The organism is Undibacterium sp. Rencai35W (assembly GCF_049340185.1).
Classification (GTDB): domain Bacteria; phylum Pseudomonadota; class Gammaproteobacteria; order Burkholderiales; family Burkholderiaceae_D; genus Undibacterium.
In genome coordinates this window covers 496,392-515,050 of sequence record NZ_JBMPPC010000004.1, presented here as the reverse complement: position 1 = coordinate 515,050, position 18,659 = coordinate 496,392, and the positions used below count along the sequence as shown (strand labels likewise).

Genomic DNA, 18,659 nt, shown 5'->3' with positions numbered 1-18,659 from the left:
ATCAAATGAAAACAACTTTTAAAACATCCGCGATATTGAGCTCAGCTTTAGTTGCCGGTATCTTCGCCGTCGGTGCAGCCTTCCAGCCAGTTGCCGTCAGCGCACCTGCTCCAGTAGCACAGATACAGACAGTCACTATCGTTGCTCAACGCATGAGTGCTGATCAAAAACTGGCTTTCGATACAGAAGCCGCCGGTGTGCAAACAGTCGTGATCAGTGCAAAACGTTTGACTGAAGAACAAAAAATGGCGATGGCTCAGCAAGACCAGGTATTGCACGGTATTGCCGCTAAAGCGATCCGTACTTCCCAAAATAATGGTTAAACACGGATTGCACAAGAGTCATAAGATGCAGAAAAATGTGAACGAAAGCGTTAGTACTATCGCGGTAGAGAATACAAAAACAGCCGCTATTGGCGGGACGGCACAGTAAGACGAGTTCGTATCCAAGTCAAAGCCATTTTTATCCAGATGATTTTGATTTGGACATGAACCAGGACCGTCCTGGTTACTTCTTTAACGAGACAAACCATGCCGCCCGGTTAGCTCATGCGCCTGAGGTGGCATGGTTTTTTTGTAGTGCCGACGCGGTATCGTATAACTGTACATGGTTCAGCATAGCGAAACAGTCGATGGCATCAGCCGGAAGTCCGGCGAATAGCCGCTCGTCGCTTGATTTCAATTGACCGTGATTGACCATCACGCGCATTTTTGCCAGCAGGTCGGCGCTGTGCAGCAGATGCCCTAAAGGGGTCCAGACAGGAGCTTTGCTGCCGCCCGCCTGTTGTTGCAAAGCCTGAATTACCGCTGCAGGAAATTCCCAGCGTTGTGCTATCCGGTACGACAGCGTTGCGGCGACGGACGTGAACGCATGGTAAAAACTGCTGGAGTATTTGAATTTTGCTTCATCACATTGCTGATCGAGTAAGCGGAACGCAATGATCAATCCCACGTTTTTCATCAAACCTGTCAGAAACGCCTGAAAAGGGTCGAGCCCGGTCGCGAGCTGGTAGCAGGCCAGAGCACATTTTTCAGACTGGTTCCAGAGATGCGGTGCCGCCCTGCGGGTGAAGTTGCCGGCATTCAGATTAATGATGGGACGGAACGCGACTTTTGCGATCAGCAGGCGCAAGCCATCCTCTCCCAGTACCATGACGGCTTTCTCCAGACTATTAATGCGGTCTGCCGGATTATAGAGCGCGCTGTTCACGGCGTTGATGACCTCGCCTACCAGCACCACGTCTTTGACAATATGCGAAGACAATTCGCCTGCCGACACGGTTTTATTGCGCAGGCTGCCTAATAATTGCGGGATCACGGTCGGTACGCGGGGAACTACTACCGCGTCGTTCAGATCGGATGCCAGCAAAGCGTATAAGGCTTGTAGTACTTTTTGCTCTATGTCCATGCTGCTGCCTTCGCCGGGATTGCCCATGAGCCAGGAAAAAAACAGGGGATCAACTGCGATCTGCGGACGCCATGCCTGCAATACGGGAGGGACGATTTCTGTTGCTGCGGGCTTGGTTTCCGTTGCCGCAGTTGTAACAGGTGTAATGGCTGTTACAGAAGGACTTGCCTCAAGTGTGCTTTGCGCTACGATAAGCTCTTGTGATGGGGTAGGTGGCGCGGCGGGTGTTGCTGGCGACTTTACTGCTTCCGCTGCCGGAGTTGCACGGGGAGCAGTTTTGGCTGAGGGTGTTTTGCTGAATACTTGATTGAACAACTTGGACAGGAAATTCTGCACAATATCCCTTTCAGTTAGTCATGAGACAGGCTTACCAGGTGTTGCTGAGATGTCTTGTGCAGTGTAACTTTAATTTCCGCCTTAGTCTGGTGCTATCGTGAGGCTAGTGAGGCCAATGTGTCGTTTCATTACCAATCTGAAGGGAGATACCATGTCCAGACCCGGTCAAAGCAGCAGACTGCTGATTTGCTGTACTGCATTAATCGTATGTCAGTTCGTCAGTCAGTTAAGCCAGGCGGGCGTGATCCGCGATAAACTTATGGAACGTCGCGCTCAGCAGTCGGAGATGGAGGAAGAAGAGGCCGCTACCAACGGGCCTCGCTTCAAGTTGCCGCCGGGAACACGGGTGCTCGAAGATGTCGCGTACGGCAGCGATGCCAAACAAAAAATGGATGTCTATCTCCCGGCCAGTGCAGGTGATCACAGCGCTGTCAGGTTACCGGTGATTTTTATGGTCCATGGCGGTGCCTGGGCCATCGGTAGTAAAACCCATAATAAAGTCGTCGAAAACAAAGTCGCCCGCTGGCTTCCCAAAGGCTTCATTTTTATCTCGATTAATTACCGGATGTTGCCGCAGTTATTGGCCAGAGAACAGGCCGAGGATGTTGCACGCGCTCTGGCAATGGCGCAATCCAAGGCAGCCGAATGGGGCGGCGATCCAGATCAGTTTATTATCATGGGGCATTCTGCGGGAGCGCATCTGATTTCTTTGCTGAGCACCTCGCCGGATATGGTCGCACAGTTCGGCGTACACCCCTGGTTGGGCAGTGTGTCACTGGACAGCGCTGCGTATGATATTCCGGCGATCATGGCGACCAAGCATTACGGCTTCTATGATAAAGCCTTTGGTACCGATCCTGCCTATTGGCGACGCAGCTCTCCTCTGCATGCCCTCAATACTGCCGGTGCGCCGTTTTTGGCAGTCTGCTCCAGCAAACGTCCGGATCATCCTTGCGATCAGGCCGACTATTTTGTGAAGCGTGCCAACGCCATTGGCATGCGAGCCAGTGTGTTGCCGCAGGCGCGCAGTCATGGAGATATTAATCAGCAGCTTGGTCTGGAGAATTCTTACACGCAGGCCGTCGAAGATTTCATGGCCTCATTGTCACCGGCAATCAGACGGCATCTTGAATAAAATGCCGTCCCCTGCCTATTCACAAATCTGATTACGCCCACCTGTTTTTGCCCGGTAGAGTGCTTCGTCTGCATGCAAAAACAAGGCATTTTCAGTTTTGTGCTTAGGATAAAAAGCCACCCCGCCGCTAATCGAAAAGCGCTTGATTTCGCCGGGTGCAATTTCAAATTCGATCTGATTAAAGCCTTCGCGAATGTCGTTTAAGCTGCGCATCACCGCATCATGATCGGCGTTCCAGAACAACATCACGAACTCTTCACCACCGAAGCGGCTTAGCAAGTATTTGTCTTCTAAAAACTGCCCTAAATACATGGACAGCCGCTTGATGACGACGTCACCGAAATGATGTCCCCAGGTGTCGTTAATTGTTTTAAATTTATCGATATCGAAGATGACAACAGCTAATGCCGTTTTTGCTTTGTCCGCTTCGTAGATTCTTTCTTGCGCGCGTTTTTTGTAGCCGACTTTATTCAGCAAACCGGTTGCACGGTCTCTGGAAATCAGGTTTTTATTGGTGCGGATTTTATTGATACGATTGATCAGTTGCGCAGTCGTAATTTGATTCGTCTGATGCATCATCACGACATCAAATCCGGCTTTGACACCGCGTTCAGACAGCGCGTTATCGTTGCTTGTCTGCAGCATGACAATTTCCAGACTCGGATCTGCTGCAATATTTTTTTGAATAATTTCGGCAATCGATTCAGCATTTTTATAACTCTCGCTATCGATGACCACCACATCCGGCAGTGAAAATTTTACCTGCGTATGCAAGGTTTGATAATCATCGTGCCGGATCAGGCTGATATTGTGTTCTACCAGCATTGACTCATCCAGCCATACGGAGGTGCCGTGGAACAGGATCTTGCCCTGATCGTCGCGTTTGCGCTGGGCAAAAAGATTAAACAGGTTGTCGACCAGATCTTCGCTGCTGAAGGGTTTTTCTGCATACGCCATACAATTCGTGTCGAGCAACATTTTTTGCAACAGATACCGGCTGCCTTGCTTCGCGGTCTCCAGATAAACGTATTGACGGTTATCCGGTAAAGGCTTCAGCAGATCTTGTAGGAACATATTGCGTTTATCTTTTACTGCATGCAAATCATGTAGCACATCTAAATCAACGACGAACAAATCGTCATCATTTGCGGATGCGATTGCCTTAATAAAGGGATCTATCTGACTGAAAAAAATAATGTCAAAATTATATTTGTGTGCATGCAGTTTTAAAGTGGTGCTTTCATCCTGAATGAAAAACCGTTCTGCGAGCATGAAGACGTTATTCTTGTAGAAGCTAACAGGTAGAGATGAGGTCATATTGGCGCCAGATGTATTGCAAAAGAAATCTCATTGCAGAAAGCAAAGTATTCCTCAATGCCGCTTTTACCACAAGCCTCATTTTTCGTGATTTAACAAGTCAAGTATAAATAGAAGGTAAATTGCTATTTGGCAAGACTTAATAGTGCAGACCACCAGATAAACTGATGCGACGAGGTACCGGCTGCACCAAACCTCGATGCAAACTACCTAACAGGCTGCCTTGCCGGTCATCCTGACCGAGGTGCCAGAACATGACACCCGCCATTCCTTGTTGTTTTAGATAAGCAATTTTGTAGTCCAGAGACACCGTATCGTCATAACTGACAAAAATATGTTTTTCCGGATGCCAGAGCCAGGGAACTTTCGTCTCATGACTGAAATAACGCACATAGCCCAGTGGTGCCTTCAGCATGGTCTGGATTTCTGCATAGCTTGCCATGCGAGGTTCTTTGCGCCTGGTACAACTATCGCAACCGATTAGTAAGGCCGGATCACCCTGATAATTTTCTGCGGATTCCGTGACAAATGTCTGATACAGACCATCGTTCTCCGGCGTCACCTGAAAAAATGCCCGTCCATAAAATGGCACGCCTAACACCATCTTTTTCGCCGGAATACCGGCGCGTAAATAGTGCGTCACGGCCGCATCGATCGTGCTGGCGATCGGAGACGGAAATAGTTTATCTAGACTGACCTGACTGGCTCCCGCCGCAGAAGCCAAGCTGCGTAAGGGATTGCTGATCAGCGGCTCATCTGGGTGACCAAACAAGGGAGCATTGTGATTGCTGCGTGCTTGCCAGACACCGTTCAGGTCGTAGCTCATTAAATTGAGGTAGTCGAGTTGCGCTACGATCGCAGGTAGTTGCGGATAATAGCGCGTCATATTCGCGACATCGCCTGGTCCGGCAATAGTGAGCTGATAGGGTTTTTTGGGTCTTTGCAGATTCTCTTGGGTCAATTGACGACGGATTTCTGTCAGCAGGGCGACGAACTGATCGGCATCTTGCGGGCGCGGATATTCCCAGTCAATATCGATTCCATCGAAACCGTAATGTTTCATGAACGCGACACACGAGTTCGCCAGCTTTAACCGCTGCTCTGGCGTGCTGACTGCATCGCGATAACGCGTCACGGTAGGGCTGCTGTCATTGCTATACGTCCAGCCACCCAGAGAGAACAAAATACGCAGCTTGGGGTGATGTTTTTTTAATGCCATTAGTTCGCTGAACACCTTTGCTGCCTTGTCTGTCTCTACTCCTTCAGGCAGATCACATTCGCCATTTGCATTAATATTGATAAAGGAAAAATTGATATGCGTCAGCATCGCTGCCTTGCGCGGCGTAATGTACGACACCGGGAATTCGGCAGCCTCTGGATAGTGATTAATCTGCTCTTTTTCGAGCAGGTAATAACCGATCACCACGTGCTGACGACTGCTGGTATTAGCAAAGCCTGTGAGCGGCATCAGGATTGCTGAGAGTAACAACAAATTAAATAAAAATGGATGGCGCATACGTTTCATTCTCATGACCGGCGCTGCAATCGGGTTACAGTGCATCATTAACATGGTGGTGAGAATGCGGTGTCAGCGGAGGCTGGTCAACAGATTTTTTGATTGCTTTCGAACGCTGCATACCAGTGCCAATTTCCCGTGCTTGTGATGTCGTTTCGGCCAATACCAGATGATTTTTTTCCAATGCTGGTATCTGGCATGTCACCTATCCGGCAGGATGTGTTTGTTCCATGCCGTCCATGATACAGATCGCATTTACCTTATACTGCGTGCTTTGTTACAGCAGAAAGTAAGATCATGGACGTCAAGGTAATCGATCATCGTTTAGAAGAATTAGAAATCAAAATATCGCGCCAGGAAGATGTCGTTGATACCTTAAACCAGCTCGTTTATGAGCAGCAGAAAAAAATTGCTGAGCTGGAGGCCTTATGTACGGCCCTGGTCGGGCGTATGAAAGAAATGGCGATCAATGCTAGTCAGCAGCGGATTATTGATGAAAGACCGCCGCATTATTAAAAAACTGAAGGAAATTTAATCCCAGTGAATATGGCAATTTCATTTGGTAAAAAAAAGGAACCAGCAAGGTTCCTTTTTTATTTCGTGCAACTACAGATTACTGCGCAGGTGCGTAGTTCAATGGTGTCCATGCATATGCTTTGCCTTCATTACGCACATAGCCTAAGCCAGGAAAGGACAAATGCGATGCACCAACCATATAGCCTTGCTTGGCTGCATCGGCATACGCTTTTTTACGCTCCGCCGCGGCTGATTTGCTATCAGAATCAAACTGGATAGTGACTTCAGGATGATCAAACTGAACTGCTGCCACATGCATCAGATCGCCCCAGAGCATGAGTTTTTGCCCCTTGCTTTCCACCAGATAGATGCTGTGACCAGCTGTATGGCCGTGGCTGGCAATCGCTTTGATCCCCGGCACCAGGTCGGTATTGCCTTCAAAGGCCTTAAACTTATCTGCCTTGACGTAAGGATTTAATGAGGCCATCGCTCCCTGGAAAAAGCCTTTGGACTCTGCCGGAGCCTTATCCAGATTTGCCTGACTCAGCCAGAAATCGGCATCATGCTTATCGGCGCGAACGACCGCATTCGGAAACACCAGTTTGTCGCCATCGACCAGACCGCCTACATGATCAGGGTGCATGTGGGTGATATAGATTTCATCCACTTGCTCTGGCTGATAACCCGAAGCTTTCAAATTACTGGCAAGTTTGCCTAAAGTTGGTCCGAACAGACCAGCAGCACCGGTATCGATCAATACGAGCTTAGTGCCGGTATTAATCAGGTAGCCGTTGACAGAGGTGTCCAGCGGACTTTTCTGGTGAAACTTGCTCAGGCCTTTGGCGATTTTTTCCGGTGAAGAATTGGTCAGCAGTTTATCTACCGGCAATTGCACGGTGCCATCAGACAAGGCTGTGACTTCAAAATCGCCTAGCATGACGCGGTAGTAGCCCGGCGCCGATGTTTTGACCATCGGTGCGGCGGCGTGTGCTGCCGGTGCGATGACGGCAGTAAATGCAGCGAGGGAGAACGAGGTCGTAGCGGTGATCAGCGCCAAACTACTGGCGCGCAAAAAACGGTTAGTGAGGTGAACTGTAGTCACGTTGAATCTCCGATATGCGCAAAATAGCGTGGCGTCATTATGCCGACTTTCGGAATTTGCTGCTTTGCGCGACCGGTTTTTTTGATCTTAGGGGAGATTCTTAGGTCATCAGCGAAACGGTGAGTGCTTTGACTTCTTTGTCGGATTCTTCAAGAATGTGATGAATAGTGCCGTCGCCGACCAGAAAATCAATCTCCGATGCAGCTTGCCGTATAGTCGCTTCCGAACGGATGTCCAGCGGTGATGGGACAGATGCCAGATCATTCGCCAGTACCAGCGTGTCGCCGAGGGTTTCCGGAGGCATGACACGGATGCCTGACCAGAGTGCTTCCACGGCGCTGATGATACGTTTTGGCAGCATCAGTTTTTTTAATACGGCACGACCGATAACGACTTCATCCGGCTCAGCGAGTTCGCCGTTACTGTCCGTATTTTCTTGCTCGTCGGACTCCATCAGGGCAGGCAATTGATCGGCACGTGACAGCAGATAAAACCCACTGACCTCATGCACAATACCGGCAAACATCGCGGTCTCGGCATCGGTGTTGCTGACCCTGCGCGCGAGTATATGGGCGAGTGCGGCGACATGTGCTGAATGCTCCCACAACTGATGGGCCTTTTGACGCAGAACGGGATTGTGGATCGCGCAGCTGAGTTGCTTCACTACGACCGAGGCGACAATAGAACGCAGAGTGCTGAAGCCGAGTATCGTGACTGCGGTTCTCACATTCGTCACGCCGCCACCAAAGCGCGAGTACGCAACAGAGTTGGCAATGGCGACAACGCGTGACGCTAGTAAAGGTTCGGTTAAGGTGAGCCTGGCGGCATCTTCCAGGCTGCAGTTCGGGTCATCGAGTAATTGCTGGATTTTAAGAGACGCGTTAACGTTGGTGGGAAAAATTAACTCACCTTGATTTGCTTCTACAACGATACTTTTAAGTGCTTCTGACTTTTTCATGCATGAAATTATACTCTCGCGCAGGCTGCCTCAGCGTAATGAAAACACTCAAATCAGTAGAAAGTTATCAGAAGTTCTTGTCAAATTTCAACACTTTAGTCAGCTTGCTCGTCAGCTTATGTGCCGTACTGACAACCAAAGACGGTTCTCGGTTCTCGGCGGCAACAGAGGATGCCGCCATGGGTGTTTTGCGGACAGGCTGCGCACTGTTATCCAGTTTGAATGTTGATACAGTTTTAGCCAGCGCATCGGCCTGTTCTTCCATACTCTCCGCTGCTGCTGCCGCTTGCTCGACCAGCGCTGCGTTTTGTTGCGTCATTTCATCCATCTGATTAATGGCGCGGTTGACTTCTTCAATGCCGGAACTCTGCTCCTGACCTGCGGCGGTAATCTCTGCCATGATGTCGGCCACCTGTTTGACGGAGTTGACGATATCGCCCATGGTCTTGCCAGCAGCGTCAACGAGTTTGCCACCGGCATCGACTTTTTCGACCGAGTCGCCAATCAGTGTTTTAATCTCTTTAGCGGCGCTGGCACTACGTTGTGCGAGATTGCGCACTTCAGATGCCACTACGGCAAAACCACGACCCTGCTCGCCTGCCCGCGCTGCTTCGACTGCCGCATTCAGCGCCAGAATATTGGTCTGGAAAGCAATGCCGTCGATCACGCCAATGATGTCGACAATCTTACGTGAGCTCTCTTTAATCGAACTCATGGTGCTGACGACCTGACCGACTTCCTGACCACCCTTGACCGCGAAATTCGACGCTGATACCACCAGGGTATTGGCTTGTCTGGCGTTGTCTGCGTTATGTCGTACGGTGGCGGTAATTTCTTCCATCGAACTGGCCGTTTCTTCCAATGCACCAGCTTGTGTTTCTGTACGTGAGGATAGATCCGCATTGCCGGTAGAAATTTCAGCGGATGCAATCGCAATTGCATCGGTACCGTGACGCACTTCGCTTACGATATGATGCAGGTTGTCATTCATTTCTTTGAGGGCGTTCAGCAATTCACTGATTTCATCGGAGCCGCTGGTTGTTTCGCGGAACGACAGTTCACCGGCAGCGACGCGTTTTGCAATCTCGACAGCGTCCTGCAAAGGCGTCGTAATACTGCGTGTCATCAGCATAGAAAATGCCGCACCCATCACCAGCATCACAGCACCAATACCAAACAACAGAGTGGACAGGCGCTTGCCTTTGCTATCCATGTCACCGGACAATTCTTGTGCTGCTTTGCTCTGGACATCAACGAGCTTATTGATCTCTACCAGAGCTTGCTGTTGCAAAGGATCAATCTTGGTCGCAATGACTTTGACGGCCTCTTCGCTGTTGAAATTCAGGATCATTTTATAAGCCTCTTTATTCGGCTCATCCGTTTGCTGATCCAGTTGATTGATGGTGTCGATAATTTTCTTTTCACCATCGCTGAGGCCGAGCGCGATGAGTTTGTCGCGGGCTTCCAGAAACCGGGTACGGTGGGTTTTGACGATGGCTTTTTGTTTGTCGATTTCAGCGATATCGGTTTGCAGACCGATATTGCGCAGTGCCAGTCCACCTTCGAGCAGACCACTTTTCATCGCAGCGGCGAGTGCGGTTTTGTTATTCGAATATTCGAGGCCGGCGATCATTTGACGGCGGTTACTTGCGCTAAAAATACTGTCGGTAATAAGCAACAGTATTAACATCGCGAGGATGACGCCAAAGCCAACGGCGAGACGGGTTCCTATGCGTAGATTGCGCAAATTCATGGCAGCTCCCTAATGTAAGAATGTCGCTTCATCGCACATCACGCGACGAACAGAACAACAACGTAACAGAATTTACAGCGTAGAAAATCTCGAATCAGGTACCGATTAACAAACAAGCTATGGTGCACTCGTTTTAATATTGAAACGCATTCTTATGTTACGTGAAATCTTACCGCAGCGCACCAGACTTTGTTTGTACTGGTTTTGCTTGTGGCATTATTGTGCGTGTCATTATTGCCATGCTAAAAAGCCAATGAAAAAGCCAATGAAAAAACCGATAAAAAAACAGAATAAATTGTTTATATAATTAATTATCCTGAACCTTTTCATGATCGCTTACTTGCACTCATCCATCTCCATCAACTACTTCTGACAGCATATAACGTATGGTTTTTATTATTGGTTTATCGATTGTTTTGTCCATTGCGCTTTTTTATGTCTGGTTAAGATCGCGTGCGGCTGCCAGAGCTGACTATATCCGCACGTATATGTTTCCCACCGGATTGCTGGAGCGCCTGGTCAAGCTGCGGCCAGAGTTATCGCTGAAAGACCGGCAACTGGTAGCGCGTGCCTTGCGGCAGTATTTTCTGGTGTATCTGAAGAGCGGTTATCGGCATGTGTCCATGCCCTCGCAAGTCGTGGATGATCTATGGCATGAATTTATTCTGTACACCAAGCATTACGAACAGTTTTGCAATAAAGCCTTTGGCCGTTATATGCATCACACACCGGCAGCGGTATTGGGTGCCAGCCAGCGCAATAATGATGGCCTGCGCCGGACCTGGTGGTTTGCCTGTCTTGAAGAGAACATCAACCCACGTCGCGCGACGCGTCTGCCTTTGTTGTTTGCACTCGATGGCAAATGGAATATCGCCGATGGCTTTCGCTATGAACCTGATTGCAGCGCTTTGCGTAAAAACGGTGACGGCACCGTGTATTGCGGCGGAGATTTTTCTGACATTGGCGCGGGCGGTAGTTCGGGCAACCCAGATAGTAGTGACAGCCCCTATAGCTTTAGCGACAGCAATGATTTTGGTGGCAGCGCTGACAGTGGCGGTGACAGCGGTTCTTCAGGTTGTAGTGGCGGCTGTAGTGGTGGTTGCGGCGGCGACTGATTTTTGTGGTTTGAATTGCTCGCGGTAGGCCGCGGGTGACAGGCTGGTATGTCGCTTGAACAGACGCCGGAACGAGCTCAGATCGGTATAGCCGGTGCGCTCGGCAACTTCGTCCAATGTCAGTGTGGTGGTTTCCATTAAACGCTTGGCCAGATCAATTTTCAGTAACTGCGCATAACTCGCCGGTGTCGTACCGAGCGCCTGATGAAAATGCCGTATCACCGTGCGTTCACTGACCGCCAGATAATCGGCCAGCGCTGGCAAACGGAACGCCAGATGCCGATGTTGCCGCAACCATTTTTGCGCCCGGATTACCAGATCGTCGGCGTGTGACTGACTCTCTTGCTGGGTCATGCCGGACAAGTTCATATACGGTGTCTGGGTCGCCCGGTTCGCATCAATCAGCATGGTTTTTGCGACGCTGGCGGTGACTTCCGGACCGGCAAAGCGGCGCACGATATCGAGTGCCAGATTCATATACGCACTCGCGGCACCGCTGGTCACGATGTCACGGTATTCATCCAGCACCTCACCCAGACGCAACTCCACCTGCGGATAGCGTGCTTTAAACACCCGCTCCAGCCACCAGGCGGTGGTCGCGTGGCCATGATCCAGCAGACCGGCTTCGGCAAAAACAAAACTCGCGCTGCAATTACTGACCAGCAAACTGCCTTGCGCATGTTTTTCCCTGAGCAACGGAAAATAAGGACGCAACTCATCCAGCGTACGCCACAGATCCTGCATGCCGTTTCCAAGAAAAATACCCGGCAGCATCAACACATCCGCCTGAATATCGTTGGCGATATTGTTGGTGATATTGCTGCTGAAATCGCCATCTACCTGCAGCACCACGCCGGTCGGTGTCTTTACCGCCGCTCCGTCGGCAGAATGGATAGACCAGCTAAACAAAGGCTGACGTTGCTCCTTTGCCTGACCCTGCGCGATCCAGATCGCATTCGCAATCGCGAACACATCCAGCGGTGCAGTCACTGGCGAAGCCATACATTGCGGGTAAATCCAGACGGCGATATGAGTCATTGTGTGTGTATTTAAAATGGATTTAGCGTTTGTTCTGGTTGGTAATATCAGCAATAAGGCTTACGCAAAAAACCAAGACCTCTCATCACAGAGACGCCGAAACACAGAGGCGCAGAGAAAAACGAAAGGGCAGGAGTAACTGGTTTCATCGAATAGCAAAACGCAAAACGAATCCGCAAGCAGGGTGCGCCTGTTGGCACGAAAAACCTCGGCAAGCCGCATCCAGCTTGCGGATTCAATGTAGGGAACTTCTGACAACCCTTCAGTCCATCTTTCATTGAACGGCTTGCTCCTGCTTTTCTCGGCGCCTCTGTGTTTCGGCGTCTCTGTGATGAGAGGTCTTGGTTTTTTGCGTAAATCTTGAGAAGGTAATTGAATGCATGTCAGTATTTGCACTAATTGCGTCAATACTGACACTATGCGAGCCTTTCCGCAATATCTACAATGACTCCCAACCACATTATCGCCAGGAACCCCATGGATACAGCGCACACCAAACGCAGCCTTACACCTGAAGGCTTAAATCAATTCGGTAGCCAGTTCTTGCCCGGACATCTGGGCATACGCATCACCGCGCTGGAAGGCAACACCGTCAGCGCCGAACTGACTGTCACGCCGCAATTGCTGGCGCCGAACGGTTTCCTGCATGCAGGCAGTGTGGTAACGCTGGCTGACACCGCTTGCGGTTATGGATGTATCAGTAACCTGCCGGAAGGCGCCAGCAGCTTTACCACGATTGAGCTTAAATCCAATCATCTCGGCACTGCCCGCGAAGGCCTGGTCGAAGTCAAAGCCCATGCGGTTCATCTGGGACGCACGACCCAGGTCTGGGATGCCACCGTCAGTCACAAGGGCAAAACCATCGCCTTGTTCCGCTGCACGCAAATGGTCTTATTTCCGAAGGAAGCAAAATGAGCGACGCCCACACCACAGTCTTGGAACAATGGCTGGCAAAAGAAGCAGAAGTCCGCGCACGGATGCAAGAGCCCGGCGTGATTCCGCTGGAAAAAATGAAAGAGCTAAGCGGCCTGGAATTTTTACAAGGTATTCTGAGAGGCGATTTTCCGGTGGCGCACATCGGCAAGACGCTGGATTTTTTCCCGGTTGAAGGCGAGGCTGGCCGCATCGTGTTTCAGGGTACACCGGGACGTCAGCATTACAATCCGCTAGGCAGCGTGCACGGCGGCTATTTCTGTACCCTGCTCGATTCCGCTGTGGGCTGCGCGGTGCAGTCGATGTTGCCAAAAGGCGTGGGCTATACAACGCTGGAAATCAAGGTCAACCTGATCCGTGCATTAACCGATAAAACCGGACCCGTGCGCGCCGAAGGCAAAGTGATCCAGGTCGGCCGTCAGGTCGGTACTGCCGAAGGCCGCATCGTGGACGCTAGCGGCAAAATCTATGCGCATGCGACCACTACTTGTTTAATTTTTCCTTTGCCATAATTAGAATAGCAGCAGTAATTGTGCGCCAACTAACTGAGTTGTTACGCTTGATGCGAAACTTTCTACAATACTTGCATCTGGTTTGAACGGGAATGGAGCACCAACTTTGAAGCTGCCAGTCCACACCACTCTTTTCTCCTCATTATCGAAAAGAGAAACCTGATACAGCATTGATCCCTGGCAAGCAAGTGCACTGCAGTCTTCCATATAACCTGTTGGCAGGATGCGCATCGTGGTTAATGCTGTCTCACCTGGAGAAACTATTTTGACCTTATATTTCTCTAATTTTTTAGTAAATTCTTGTTCCATCGTGGGTGTCATGATGGCCATCAGATCTTTACTTTTTTGAGTAAATTTAACTTTATCGCCTGTACCCATCTGATTTTGACTATTACCACTAGTTCCTCGAACAGTAGTGACGGAGCTAAGTTGAAAATTAACTGGGGCTTGCAAGACGATATTAGTCTCTGTCAAAATTTTCTCGTAGTTAGCTGCTTTTTTTGTCTGCAAAGTAGCACTTGTGCAGGCACTCAATATTGCTATTCCAAAAAAAATCAGTACGCTTTTTAGAATAAATTGATATTTTTTCATAGTCATTTTTGGTTTAAAAAAGAAGCTATTGTAGACATTGCATAGGGAATAGCAAATATGCTTTTCAGCGTTACTCGCACTCGACTTGTGGTTTTTAGAGGTTCCTCAAAGCCGTTTGCTCGTTAACTGTTCCGCAGCGGCCAGCCAAAACCTGCCGCACGACGCAAATAAGAACTCACAATCAGGCGATGGAAAGGAGCAATCAAGCGTAGATAAGCTCGCCCTAGATTGTTGTGACAATGAACCACAGTTGAGATCGTTAAATAGCGTACTGACTCGGGACGATTTGGCTGAGATTGCAGCATCACAGACAATCTGAAATCCAGATGTTTGTCGTTCTCGCCTAAGACGATTTCACCGGCACTTTTTTCTATGATCCTGAAAATCTGAATATGCTGACCATCTCTGGCACTGGCACTGGCACCGGCAGCTTCTAGCTGGCGTGAGGTCTTTAACCCAAAACCTGCCACCAGCACATCGCGCAATCCCATTAACGACTTGACCCAGGGCGCTTGCTGGGCAAAGATAAATCGTGCCAGCAGTTCCGGATCGTCGATGGCGTTTGCCGGCAGGCGCACAGCGTATGCATCGGCCAGATCCGGCTTGTCGTACACATGGGTGATGCGCGAGTGCTCTGGCAAATCGCTGGCGATGGCATAGTGGTAAGCATATTGATAGACGCGACGCATGAGTACTCCCTTGATAACGGTGATGGTGATCTAATCAGTGCAACTCAGGATTCAACCAGGGATTACGGGTATCAACGACGGCGCCGATTTTTTTCAGCATATGCATCATGCCCATGTAGGCGCGATCAAAATATGGCATGTCCTCGTGATAGCTCAGCGCGAGTTTGACCAGGATTTTTCCATGACCAGTATCTGGTGCCGGGTAGGATGTTTTATACCGGAAGTCGAAACGCTGCATCGTAAAAGGCTGTAGCTGCCATTCAACCAACGCCGTCGCGGCGGTTATTAATTGCGTTTCAAAATCCTCCAGGCTCAGATCAGCTCGTATCAGTCCGAGTTCGATATACGCAAGCCGCACGGGAGCAAACGAGCTTCTGTTCTGATCCAATAATCCGCGCCAGGCTTTCGCCATTGAGGTACAAAAACTCTCAGAGATCGATTTAGTACAACCAAAATCCAGCACACCCAATTGTCCATCCGCCATGAACAAAAAATTACCGGGATGCGGGTCGGCATGCAGACGACCAAGTTCGCAGACGCTGTGCCAGAACCAGTCGAAGAGCAATTGCCCGAAATGATCGCGCGTAGCCTGATCCGGATTGGTCGCCAGCCATTCATCGAGATGCAATCCATCTAGCTGCTGCATGCTCAATATGCGCTGACTGGAATGACTTGCGACCGGCACCGGAATCACGATGCCCGGCAAGCGCACGTGTTTTCCGAACCAGCGCAGTTGCGCGGCTTCATGCTCGTAATCGAGTTCTTCGGCGAGCTTATGTTCGAGTTCGCTCATGATGCGATCTACCAGTTCTTTACGCGGAATCAGATCAGAGCCAAGTGACATGGTATGCAGCAAGCCGCGCAGCATACGGACATCGCTGCCGATCGACGCGGCGATGCCGGGATATTGAATTTTGACTGCGAGTTGTGTACCGTCGGCCAGACTCGCGTGATGGACCTGTCCCAGACTAGCCGCCGCAAACGAGGTCGCATCAAATTGAGCAAACACATGCTCAGGTGCTTGTCCGAATTCGCGGCTGAAGACTTTATGCACCAGTGCCCGGTTTAGCGGCGTCACTTGATAACAGCCTTTGGCTAATTCACGCCGGATGCCAGCCGGAAGAAAATCTGCCTCCATGCTCAGCAATTGCGAGATCTTGAGCGCGGTGCCTTTCAATTGATTGAGCGCGCGAAATAAGATGCGCCCTAGCTCGGCTTCATGCTCATCTTGAGCCGTGATTTTGGCCTCGTCACTGCGCGTGAGCTGACGTGCTTTGTGGCCGACATGGCTGATGCCGACCTGGGCAAGTGCCAGTCCGCTGACTGCGCTGCGACCGAGTTTGCTGGAAGGAGGATTTTTGCTCATCAAATCAGATCCGTGTTTTGACACCTGCTTCAGTGCTGAAGCCGTGTTTAGCAAGTTTGAGCATAGTCAACAAACCTGAGCCGTTTTGCATCACACGCGACAATTGATTCCGGATTAAGAAGCTGGCCAGTTCCGACAGTTTATTCACCACGCCGCTCTTCAGCGCCAGCACCAGTACTGCCAGCGTCAGATCCACCAGCTGGGTGGTATCAGAAAATTCTTCGGACTCATCCTTGAGCCAATAGGCGATCACGGCAAACAGATAGTCCGCGAACAAACCACCTAACAAGTTTTTAAAATCGCACGCAGCGATCTCACCGCTCTGCTCCGCCGCATCGATAAAAGCTACGATCTGCGTCTTCAGGGCTTGTTGTCCCGGCATCTGATCCCGCATCATCAGGAGCGGCGATTTGCCGACAACCGTGCGCGTGATCTCGACAAATTCACGATCCGCCAGCAAGAGTTCGAGCAAGGCATCAACCAGTCTTTGCAAGCGTTCTTGCAAACTAAATTGCGCCAGACCCGGCGTCTCCAGCGTGACTTCCATCACGATGTCGATGCATAACTCGTAATAGGCGAGCAAAAGTTTTTCCTTGGTTGGAAAATACTTATAAATCGTCGTATCACCGATCCCCGCCGCCCGCGCAATCTGCTTCATGGTCGTCGCCTCATAACCATGCTCCGTCATCAGATCGACCGCAGTACGAATCACAAGGCGCCGGGTTTGCTCTTGCTGGGATTTGGATGTTTTCATTTTGGGTACTTGCTATCGTTTAGGTGGTCAATTATTGATACTCAATGTATATCAAGTATTTTAAAAGTGCAAGTAAACATCGATTTAACGATAGCAAGTATGCATAAATAAGATTGCAGGATGTATCAACAGCATTGATCAGCGGAATTGATAAATAAGATTGATCAGCAGAATGCCTAGTTTTTATGCGGCTCTGCAGCCAATATGCCGCCAGGAGGCGCATGGATAGTGCGGATTCAATTGCGGGGGAGCTCTAAAAAATCCTAGATTGAAAAATACATTTAATTAAATCAATCACTCCGCATGATGAAACGCGAGAAAAAGAGTTTCTTTATAAATTTCCTCATGCGGAGTCATTGATTGATGGCGTGTACGATTCCTGCCACCATTAAGGCTTGGTTTTGCGACGGTAAGGTGAATCTGATCGTGGAGTCTGGGGTCTTTAGAATTACCCAAAAAGTATATAGTGACCTGATTGGTTATTAGCCGGATCAATTTTGACTGTAGTCAAAAAATTTAGTCAGGACCGAGTATTTTCAGTAAGTCAGCCACTTTTTTCATTCAAAAGAAGTCTTTCTTTTGCGATTTAAAAGAATCACCGATTTCGTAAAAGAGCCAAGAAGTTTTATCATGGTTAAGCCACTCTACTGTGTGCCTTCGCTGATAAGTAATCTGAGTCAAACTGAAAGAAGATGGCGCAACCCTGTTCTAAATGGTCGCGCCAACTTTTTTTAGTTTGTTTAAGTCCGTTCACATTATTTTTATTGCTTAGGAAAATTCTTTTGCGATACACCGATCCTTACAATAGAACTTCAACCTCAAGAGTCAACAAACGCCCGCTCCACTACGTAGTCACCCGGTGTAGTAGTGTTTCCCTCATAAAAACCTTTGGCGTCGAGGATTACGCGCATATCCTTGTTCAGGCCCGGGCTTCCACAAATCATGATGCGATCATGGGCCGGGTCTAAATCGGGTAGTCCGAGATCGCGTGTCAATTTCCCGTTGACCATCAAAGTAGTGATGCGGCCTTGGTTTGCGAAGTCCTCGCGTGTGACCGTAGGGTAATAAAGCATTTGGTTTGTAACATACTCGCCAAGAGCCTCGTGCTTGGGCAATACTTTGGTGAGATAGTCGTGGTAGCAAAGTTCCGCCACCTGCCGTACGCCATGTACCAGAATTACTTTTTCAAACCGCTCATACGTGTCGGGATCGCGCGCGACGCTTAAGAATGGTGCCAAGCCAGTGCCACTGCCCAATAGGTACAGACGTTTACCGGGAAGTAGATAGTCGATGAGCAGCGTACCGGTAGGCTTGCGTCCGACAACGATTTTGTCGCCGGGCTGGATGTGCTGCAGTCGCGACGTGAGTGAGCCATCTGGGACCTTGATGCTCAGGAATTCCAGTTGCTCTTCGTAATTGGCGCTGACAATGCTGTAGGCTCGAAGTAGAGGTTTATCCTCCACGCGTAAACCAATCATCGTAAAGTGGCCGTTAGAAAAACGCAGACCGGGGTCGCGTGTGGTGGTGAAGCTGAATAAGCGATCGGTCCAGTGGTGGACGGTCAGGACGGTTTCTTCTAAAAAGGCACTCATGGATTTTTCCGGGAAATAGGTCGTGGTGT

At 49.7% G+C, this 18,659-nt stretch carries 18 protein-coding genes; 6 read left to right on the top strand and 12 right to left on the bottom strand.

Annotation, left to right across the window (positions count from 1 at the left end; all coding sequences use genetic code 11):
• Positions 1 to 5: 5 nt before the first annotated feature.
• Positions 6 to 323 (top strand): hypothetical protein, encoded by a 318-nt coding sequence (locus ACO0K3_RS11730; RefSeq protein ID WP_422959329.1) that lies wholly within the window; start codon positions 6 to 8, stop codon positions 321 to 323.
• Between the two features lie 223 nt (positions 324 to 546).
• Here the strand turns inward: ACO0K3_RS11730 and ACO0K3_RS11725 are convergent, their stop codons facing one another.
• Entirely contained in the window at positions 547 to 1,743 is a 1,197-nt protein-coding gene (locus ACO0K3_RS11725; RefSeq protein WP_422984776.1) for an HDOD domain-containing protein, read from the bottom strand.
• A gap of 151 nt (positions 1,744 to 1,894) precedes the next feature.
• Between ACO0K3_RS11725 and ACO0K3_RS11720 the strand changes: the two genes are divergently transcribed.
• The gene (locus ACO0K3_RS11720) at positions 1,895 to 2,878 is read left to right on the top strand and encodes an alpha/beta hydrolase (RefSeq protein WP_422984774.1); all 984 of its coding nucleotides are present in this window, start codon (positions 1,895 to 1,897) and stop codon (positions 2,876 to 2,878) included.
• 15 nt (positions 2,879 to 2,893) lie between these two features.
• On the opposite strand, the gene ACO0K3_RS11715 is transcribed toward ACO0K3_RS11720, so the two are convergent.
• Positions 2,894 to 4,195, bottom strand: coding sequence for a GGDEF domain-containing protein (locus tag ACO0K3_RS11715; protein WP_422984772.1), 1,302 nt, complete (start codon positions 4,193 to 4,195; stop codon positions 2,894 to 2,896).
• 139 nt (positions 4,196 to 4,334) lie between these two features.
• Positions 4,335 to 5,711 carry a glycoside hydrolase family 18 protein gene (locus ACO0K3_RS11710; protein WP_422984770.1) on the bottom strand — a complete coding sequence of 459 codons (1,377 nt, stop codon included), beginning with the start codon at positions 5,709 to 5,711 and terminating at the stop codon, positions 4,335 to 4,337.
• A 297-nt stretch (positions 5,712 to 6,008) separates the two neighbouring features.
• Between ACO0K3_RS11710 and ACO0K3_RS11705 the strand changes: the two genes are divergently transcribed.
• Positions 6,009 to 6,227 (top strand): SlyX family protein, encoded by a 219-nt coding sequence (locus ACO0K3_RS11705; protein ID WP_422984768.1) that lies wholly within the window; start codon positions 6,009 to 6,011, stop codon positions 6,225 to 6,227.
• Between the two features lie 97 nt (positions 6,228 to 6,324).
• Here the strand turns inward: ACO0K3_RS11705 and ACO0K3_RS11700 are convergent, their stop codons facing one another.
• The 3 genes from ACO0K3_RS11700 to ACO0K3_RS11690 all read right to left on the bottom strand — a co-directional run bounded on the left by ACO0K3_RS11700 (position 6,325) and on the right by ACO0K3_RS11690 (position 10,040).
• Positions 6,325 to 7,200, bottom strand: coding sequence for an MBL fold metallo-hydrolase (locus tag ACO0K3_RS11700; protein ID WP_422984857.1), 876 nt, complete (start codon positions 7,198 to 7,200; stop codon positions 6,325 to 6,327).
• A gap of 229 nt (positions 7,201 to 7,429) precedes the next feature.
• Positions 7,430 to 8,287 (bottom strand): HDOD domain-containing protein, encoded by an 858-nt coding sequence (locus tag ACO0K3_RS11695; protein ID WP_422984766.1) that lies wholly within the window; start codon positions 8,285 to 8,287, stop codon positions 7,430 to 7,432.
• Between the two features lie 67 nt (positions 8,288 to 8,354).
• Positions 8,355 to 10,040, bottom strand: coding sequence for a methyl-accepting chemotaxis protein (locus ACO0K3_RS11690; protein ID WP_422984764.1), 1,686 nt, complete (start codon positions 10,038 to 10,040; stop codon positions 8,355 to 8,357).
• A 386-nt stretch (positions 10,041 to 10,426) separates the two neighbouring features.
• Between ACO0K3_RS11690 and ACO0K3_RS11685 the strand changes: the two genes are divergently transcribed.
• Complete coding sequence (locus tag ACO0K3_RS11685) at positions 10,427 to 11,155, top strand: glycine-rich domain-containing protein (protein WP_422984762.1); 729 nt, start codon at positions 10,427 to 10,429, stop codon at positions 11,153 to 11,155.
• Here ACO0K3_RS11685 and ACO0K3_RS11680 read toward each other — a convergent pair.
• Positions 11,111 to 12,193, bottom strand: a complete 1,083-nt coding sequence (locus tag ACO0K3_RS11680; protein WP_422984760.1) for a GlxA family transcriptional regulator — start codon at positions 12,191 to 12,193, stop codon at positions 11,111 to 11,113. The two genes, ACO0K3_RS11685 and ACO0K3_RS11680, sit on opposite strands and share 45 nt — an antisense overlap.
• A gap of 477 nt (positions 12,194 to 12,670) precedes the next feature.
• On the opposite strand from ACO0K3_RS11680, the gene ACO0K3_RS11675 reads away from it, so the two are divergent.
• Positions 12,671 to 13,108, top strand: coding sequence for a PaaI family thioesterase (locus ACO0K3_RS11675; RefSeq protein WP_422984758.1), 438 nt, complete (start codon positions 12,671 to 12,673; stop codon positions 13,106 to 13,108).
• The gene (locus ACO0K3_RS11670; protein ID WP_422984756.1) at positions 13,105 to 13,638 is read left to right on the top strand and encodes a PaaI family thioesterase; all 534 of its coding nucleotides are present in this window, start codon (positions 13,105 to 13,107) and stop codon (positions 13,636 to 13,638) included. Before ACO0K3_RS11675 ends, ACO0K3_RS11670 begins: the two co-directional genes overlap by 4 nt.
• On the opposite strand, the gene ACO0K3_RS11665 is transcribed toward ACO0K3_RS11670, so the two are convergent.
• The 5 genes from ACO0K3_RS11665 to ACO0K3_RS11645 form a co-directional block, all read right to left on the bottom strand.
• Positions 13,639 to 14,229 carry a hypothetical protein gene (locus tag ACO0K3_RS11665; RefSeq protein ID WP_422984754.1) on the bottom strand — a complete coding sequence of 197 codons (591 nt, stop codon included), beginning with the start codon at positions 14,227 to 14,229 and terminating at the stop codon, positions 13,639 to 13,641. It lies immediately after the preceding gene.
• A 122-nt stretch (positions 14,230 to 14,351) separates the two neighbouring features.
• Entirely contained in the window at positions 14,352 to 14,918 is a 567-nt protein-coding gene (locus ACO0K3_RS11660) for a DUF2867 domain-containing protein (RefSeq protein ID WP_422984752.1), read from the bottom strand.
• Between the two features lie 34 nt (positions 14,919 to 14,952).
• Entirely contained in the window at positions 14,953 to 16,284 is a 1,332-nt protein-coding gene (locus tag ACO0K3_RS11655) for an ABC1 kinase family protein (protein ID WP_422984750.1), read from the bottom strand.
• A gap of 4 nt (positions 16,285 to 16,288) precedes the next feature.
• Positions 16,289 to 17,038 (bottom strand): TetR family transcriptional regulator, encoded by a 750-nt coding sequence (locus ACO0K3_RS11650; RefSeq protein WP_422984748.1) that lies wholly within the window; start codon positions 17,036 to 17,038, stop codon positions 16,289 to 16,291.
• Positions 17,039 to 17,856: 818 nt separating this feature from the next.
• On the bottom strand, positions 17,857 to 18,630 hold the full coding sequence (locus tag ACO0K3_RS11645) for a ferredoxin--NADP reductase (protein WP_422984746.1): 774 nt from the start codon (positions 18,628 to 18,630) through the stop codon (positions 17,857 to 17,859).
• Between the last annotated feature and the right edge of the window lie 29 nt (positions 18,631 to 18,659).

Bases quoted from the DNA above. Each gene is read 5' to 3' on its own strand.
- ACO0K3_RS11650 (WP_422984748.1), bottom strand. From the start codon at position 17,038: ATGAAAACATCCAAATCCCAGCAAGAGCAAACCCGGCGCCTTGTGATT.
- ACO0K3_RS11685 (WP_422984762.1), top strand. From the start codon at position 10,427: ATGGTTTTTATTATTGGTTTATCGATTGTTTTGTCCATTGCGCTTTTT.
- ACO0K3_RS11660 (WP_422984752.1), bottom strand. From the start codon at position 14,918: ATGCGTCGCGTCTATCAATATGCTTACCACTATGCCATCGCCAGCGAT.
- ACO0K3_RS11665 (WP_422984754.1), bottom strand. From the start codon at position 14,229: ATGAAAAAATATCAATTTATTCTAAAAAGCGTACTGATTTTTTTTGGA.
- ACO0K3_RS11680 (WP_422984760.1), bottom strand. From the start codon at position 12,193: ATGACTCATATCGCCGTCTGGATTTACCCGCAATGTATGGCTTCGCCA.
- ACO0K3_RS11675 (WP_422984758.1), top strand. From the start codon at position 12,671: ATGGATACAGCGCACACCAAACGCAGCCTTACACCTGAAGGCTTAAAT.
- ACO0K3_RS11705 (WP_422984768.1), top strand. From the start codon at position 6,009: ATGGACGTCAAGGTAATCGATCATCGTTTAGAAGAATTAGAAATCAAA.
- ACO0K3_RS11655 (WP_422984750.1), bottom strand. From the start codon at position 16,284: ATGAGCAAAAATCCTCCTTCCAGCAAACTCGGTCGCAGCGCAGTCAGC.
- ACO0K3_RS11710 (WP_422984770.1), bottom strand. From the start codon at position 5,711: ATGCGCCATCCATTTTTATTTAATTTGTTGTTACTCTCAGCAATCCTG.
- ACO0K3_RS11670 (WP_422984756.1), top strand. From the start codon at position 13,105: ATGAGCGACGCCCACACCACAGTCTTGGAACAATGGCTGGCAAAAGAA.
- ACO0K3_RS11700 (WP_422984857.1), bottom strand. From the start codon at position 7,200: ATGGTCAAAACATCGGCGCCGGGCTACTACCGCGTCATGCTAGGCGAT.
- ACO0K3_RS11720 (WP_422984774.1), top strand. From the start codon at position 1,895: ATGTCCAGACCCGGTCAAAGCAGCAGACTGCTGATTTGCTGTACTGCA.
- ACO0K3_RS11695 (WP_422984766.1), bottom strand. From the start codon at position 8,287: ATGAAAAAGTCAGAAGCACTTAAAAGTATCGTTGTAGAAGCAAATCAA.
- ACO0K3_RS11690 (WP_422984764.1), bottom strand. From the start codon at position 10,040: ATGAATTTGCGCAATCTACGCATAGGAACCCGTCTCGCCGTTGGCTTT.
- ACO0K3_RS11715 (WP_422984772.1), bottom strand. From the start codon at position 4,195: ATGACCTCATCTCTACCTGTTAGCTTCTACAAGAATAACGTCTTCATG.
- ACO0K3_RS11730 (WP_422959329.1), top strand. From the start codon at position 6: ATGAAAACAACTTTTAAAACATCCGCGATATTGAGCTCAGCTTTAGTT.
- ACO0K3_RS11645 (WP_422984746.1), bottom strand. From the start codon at position 18,630: ATGAGTGCCTTTTTAGAAGAAACCGTCCTGACCGTCCACCACTGGACC.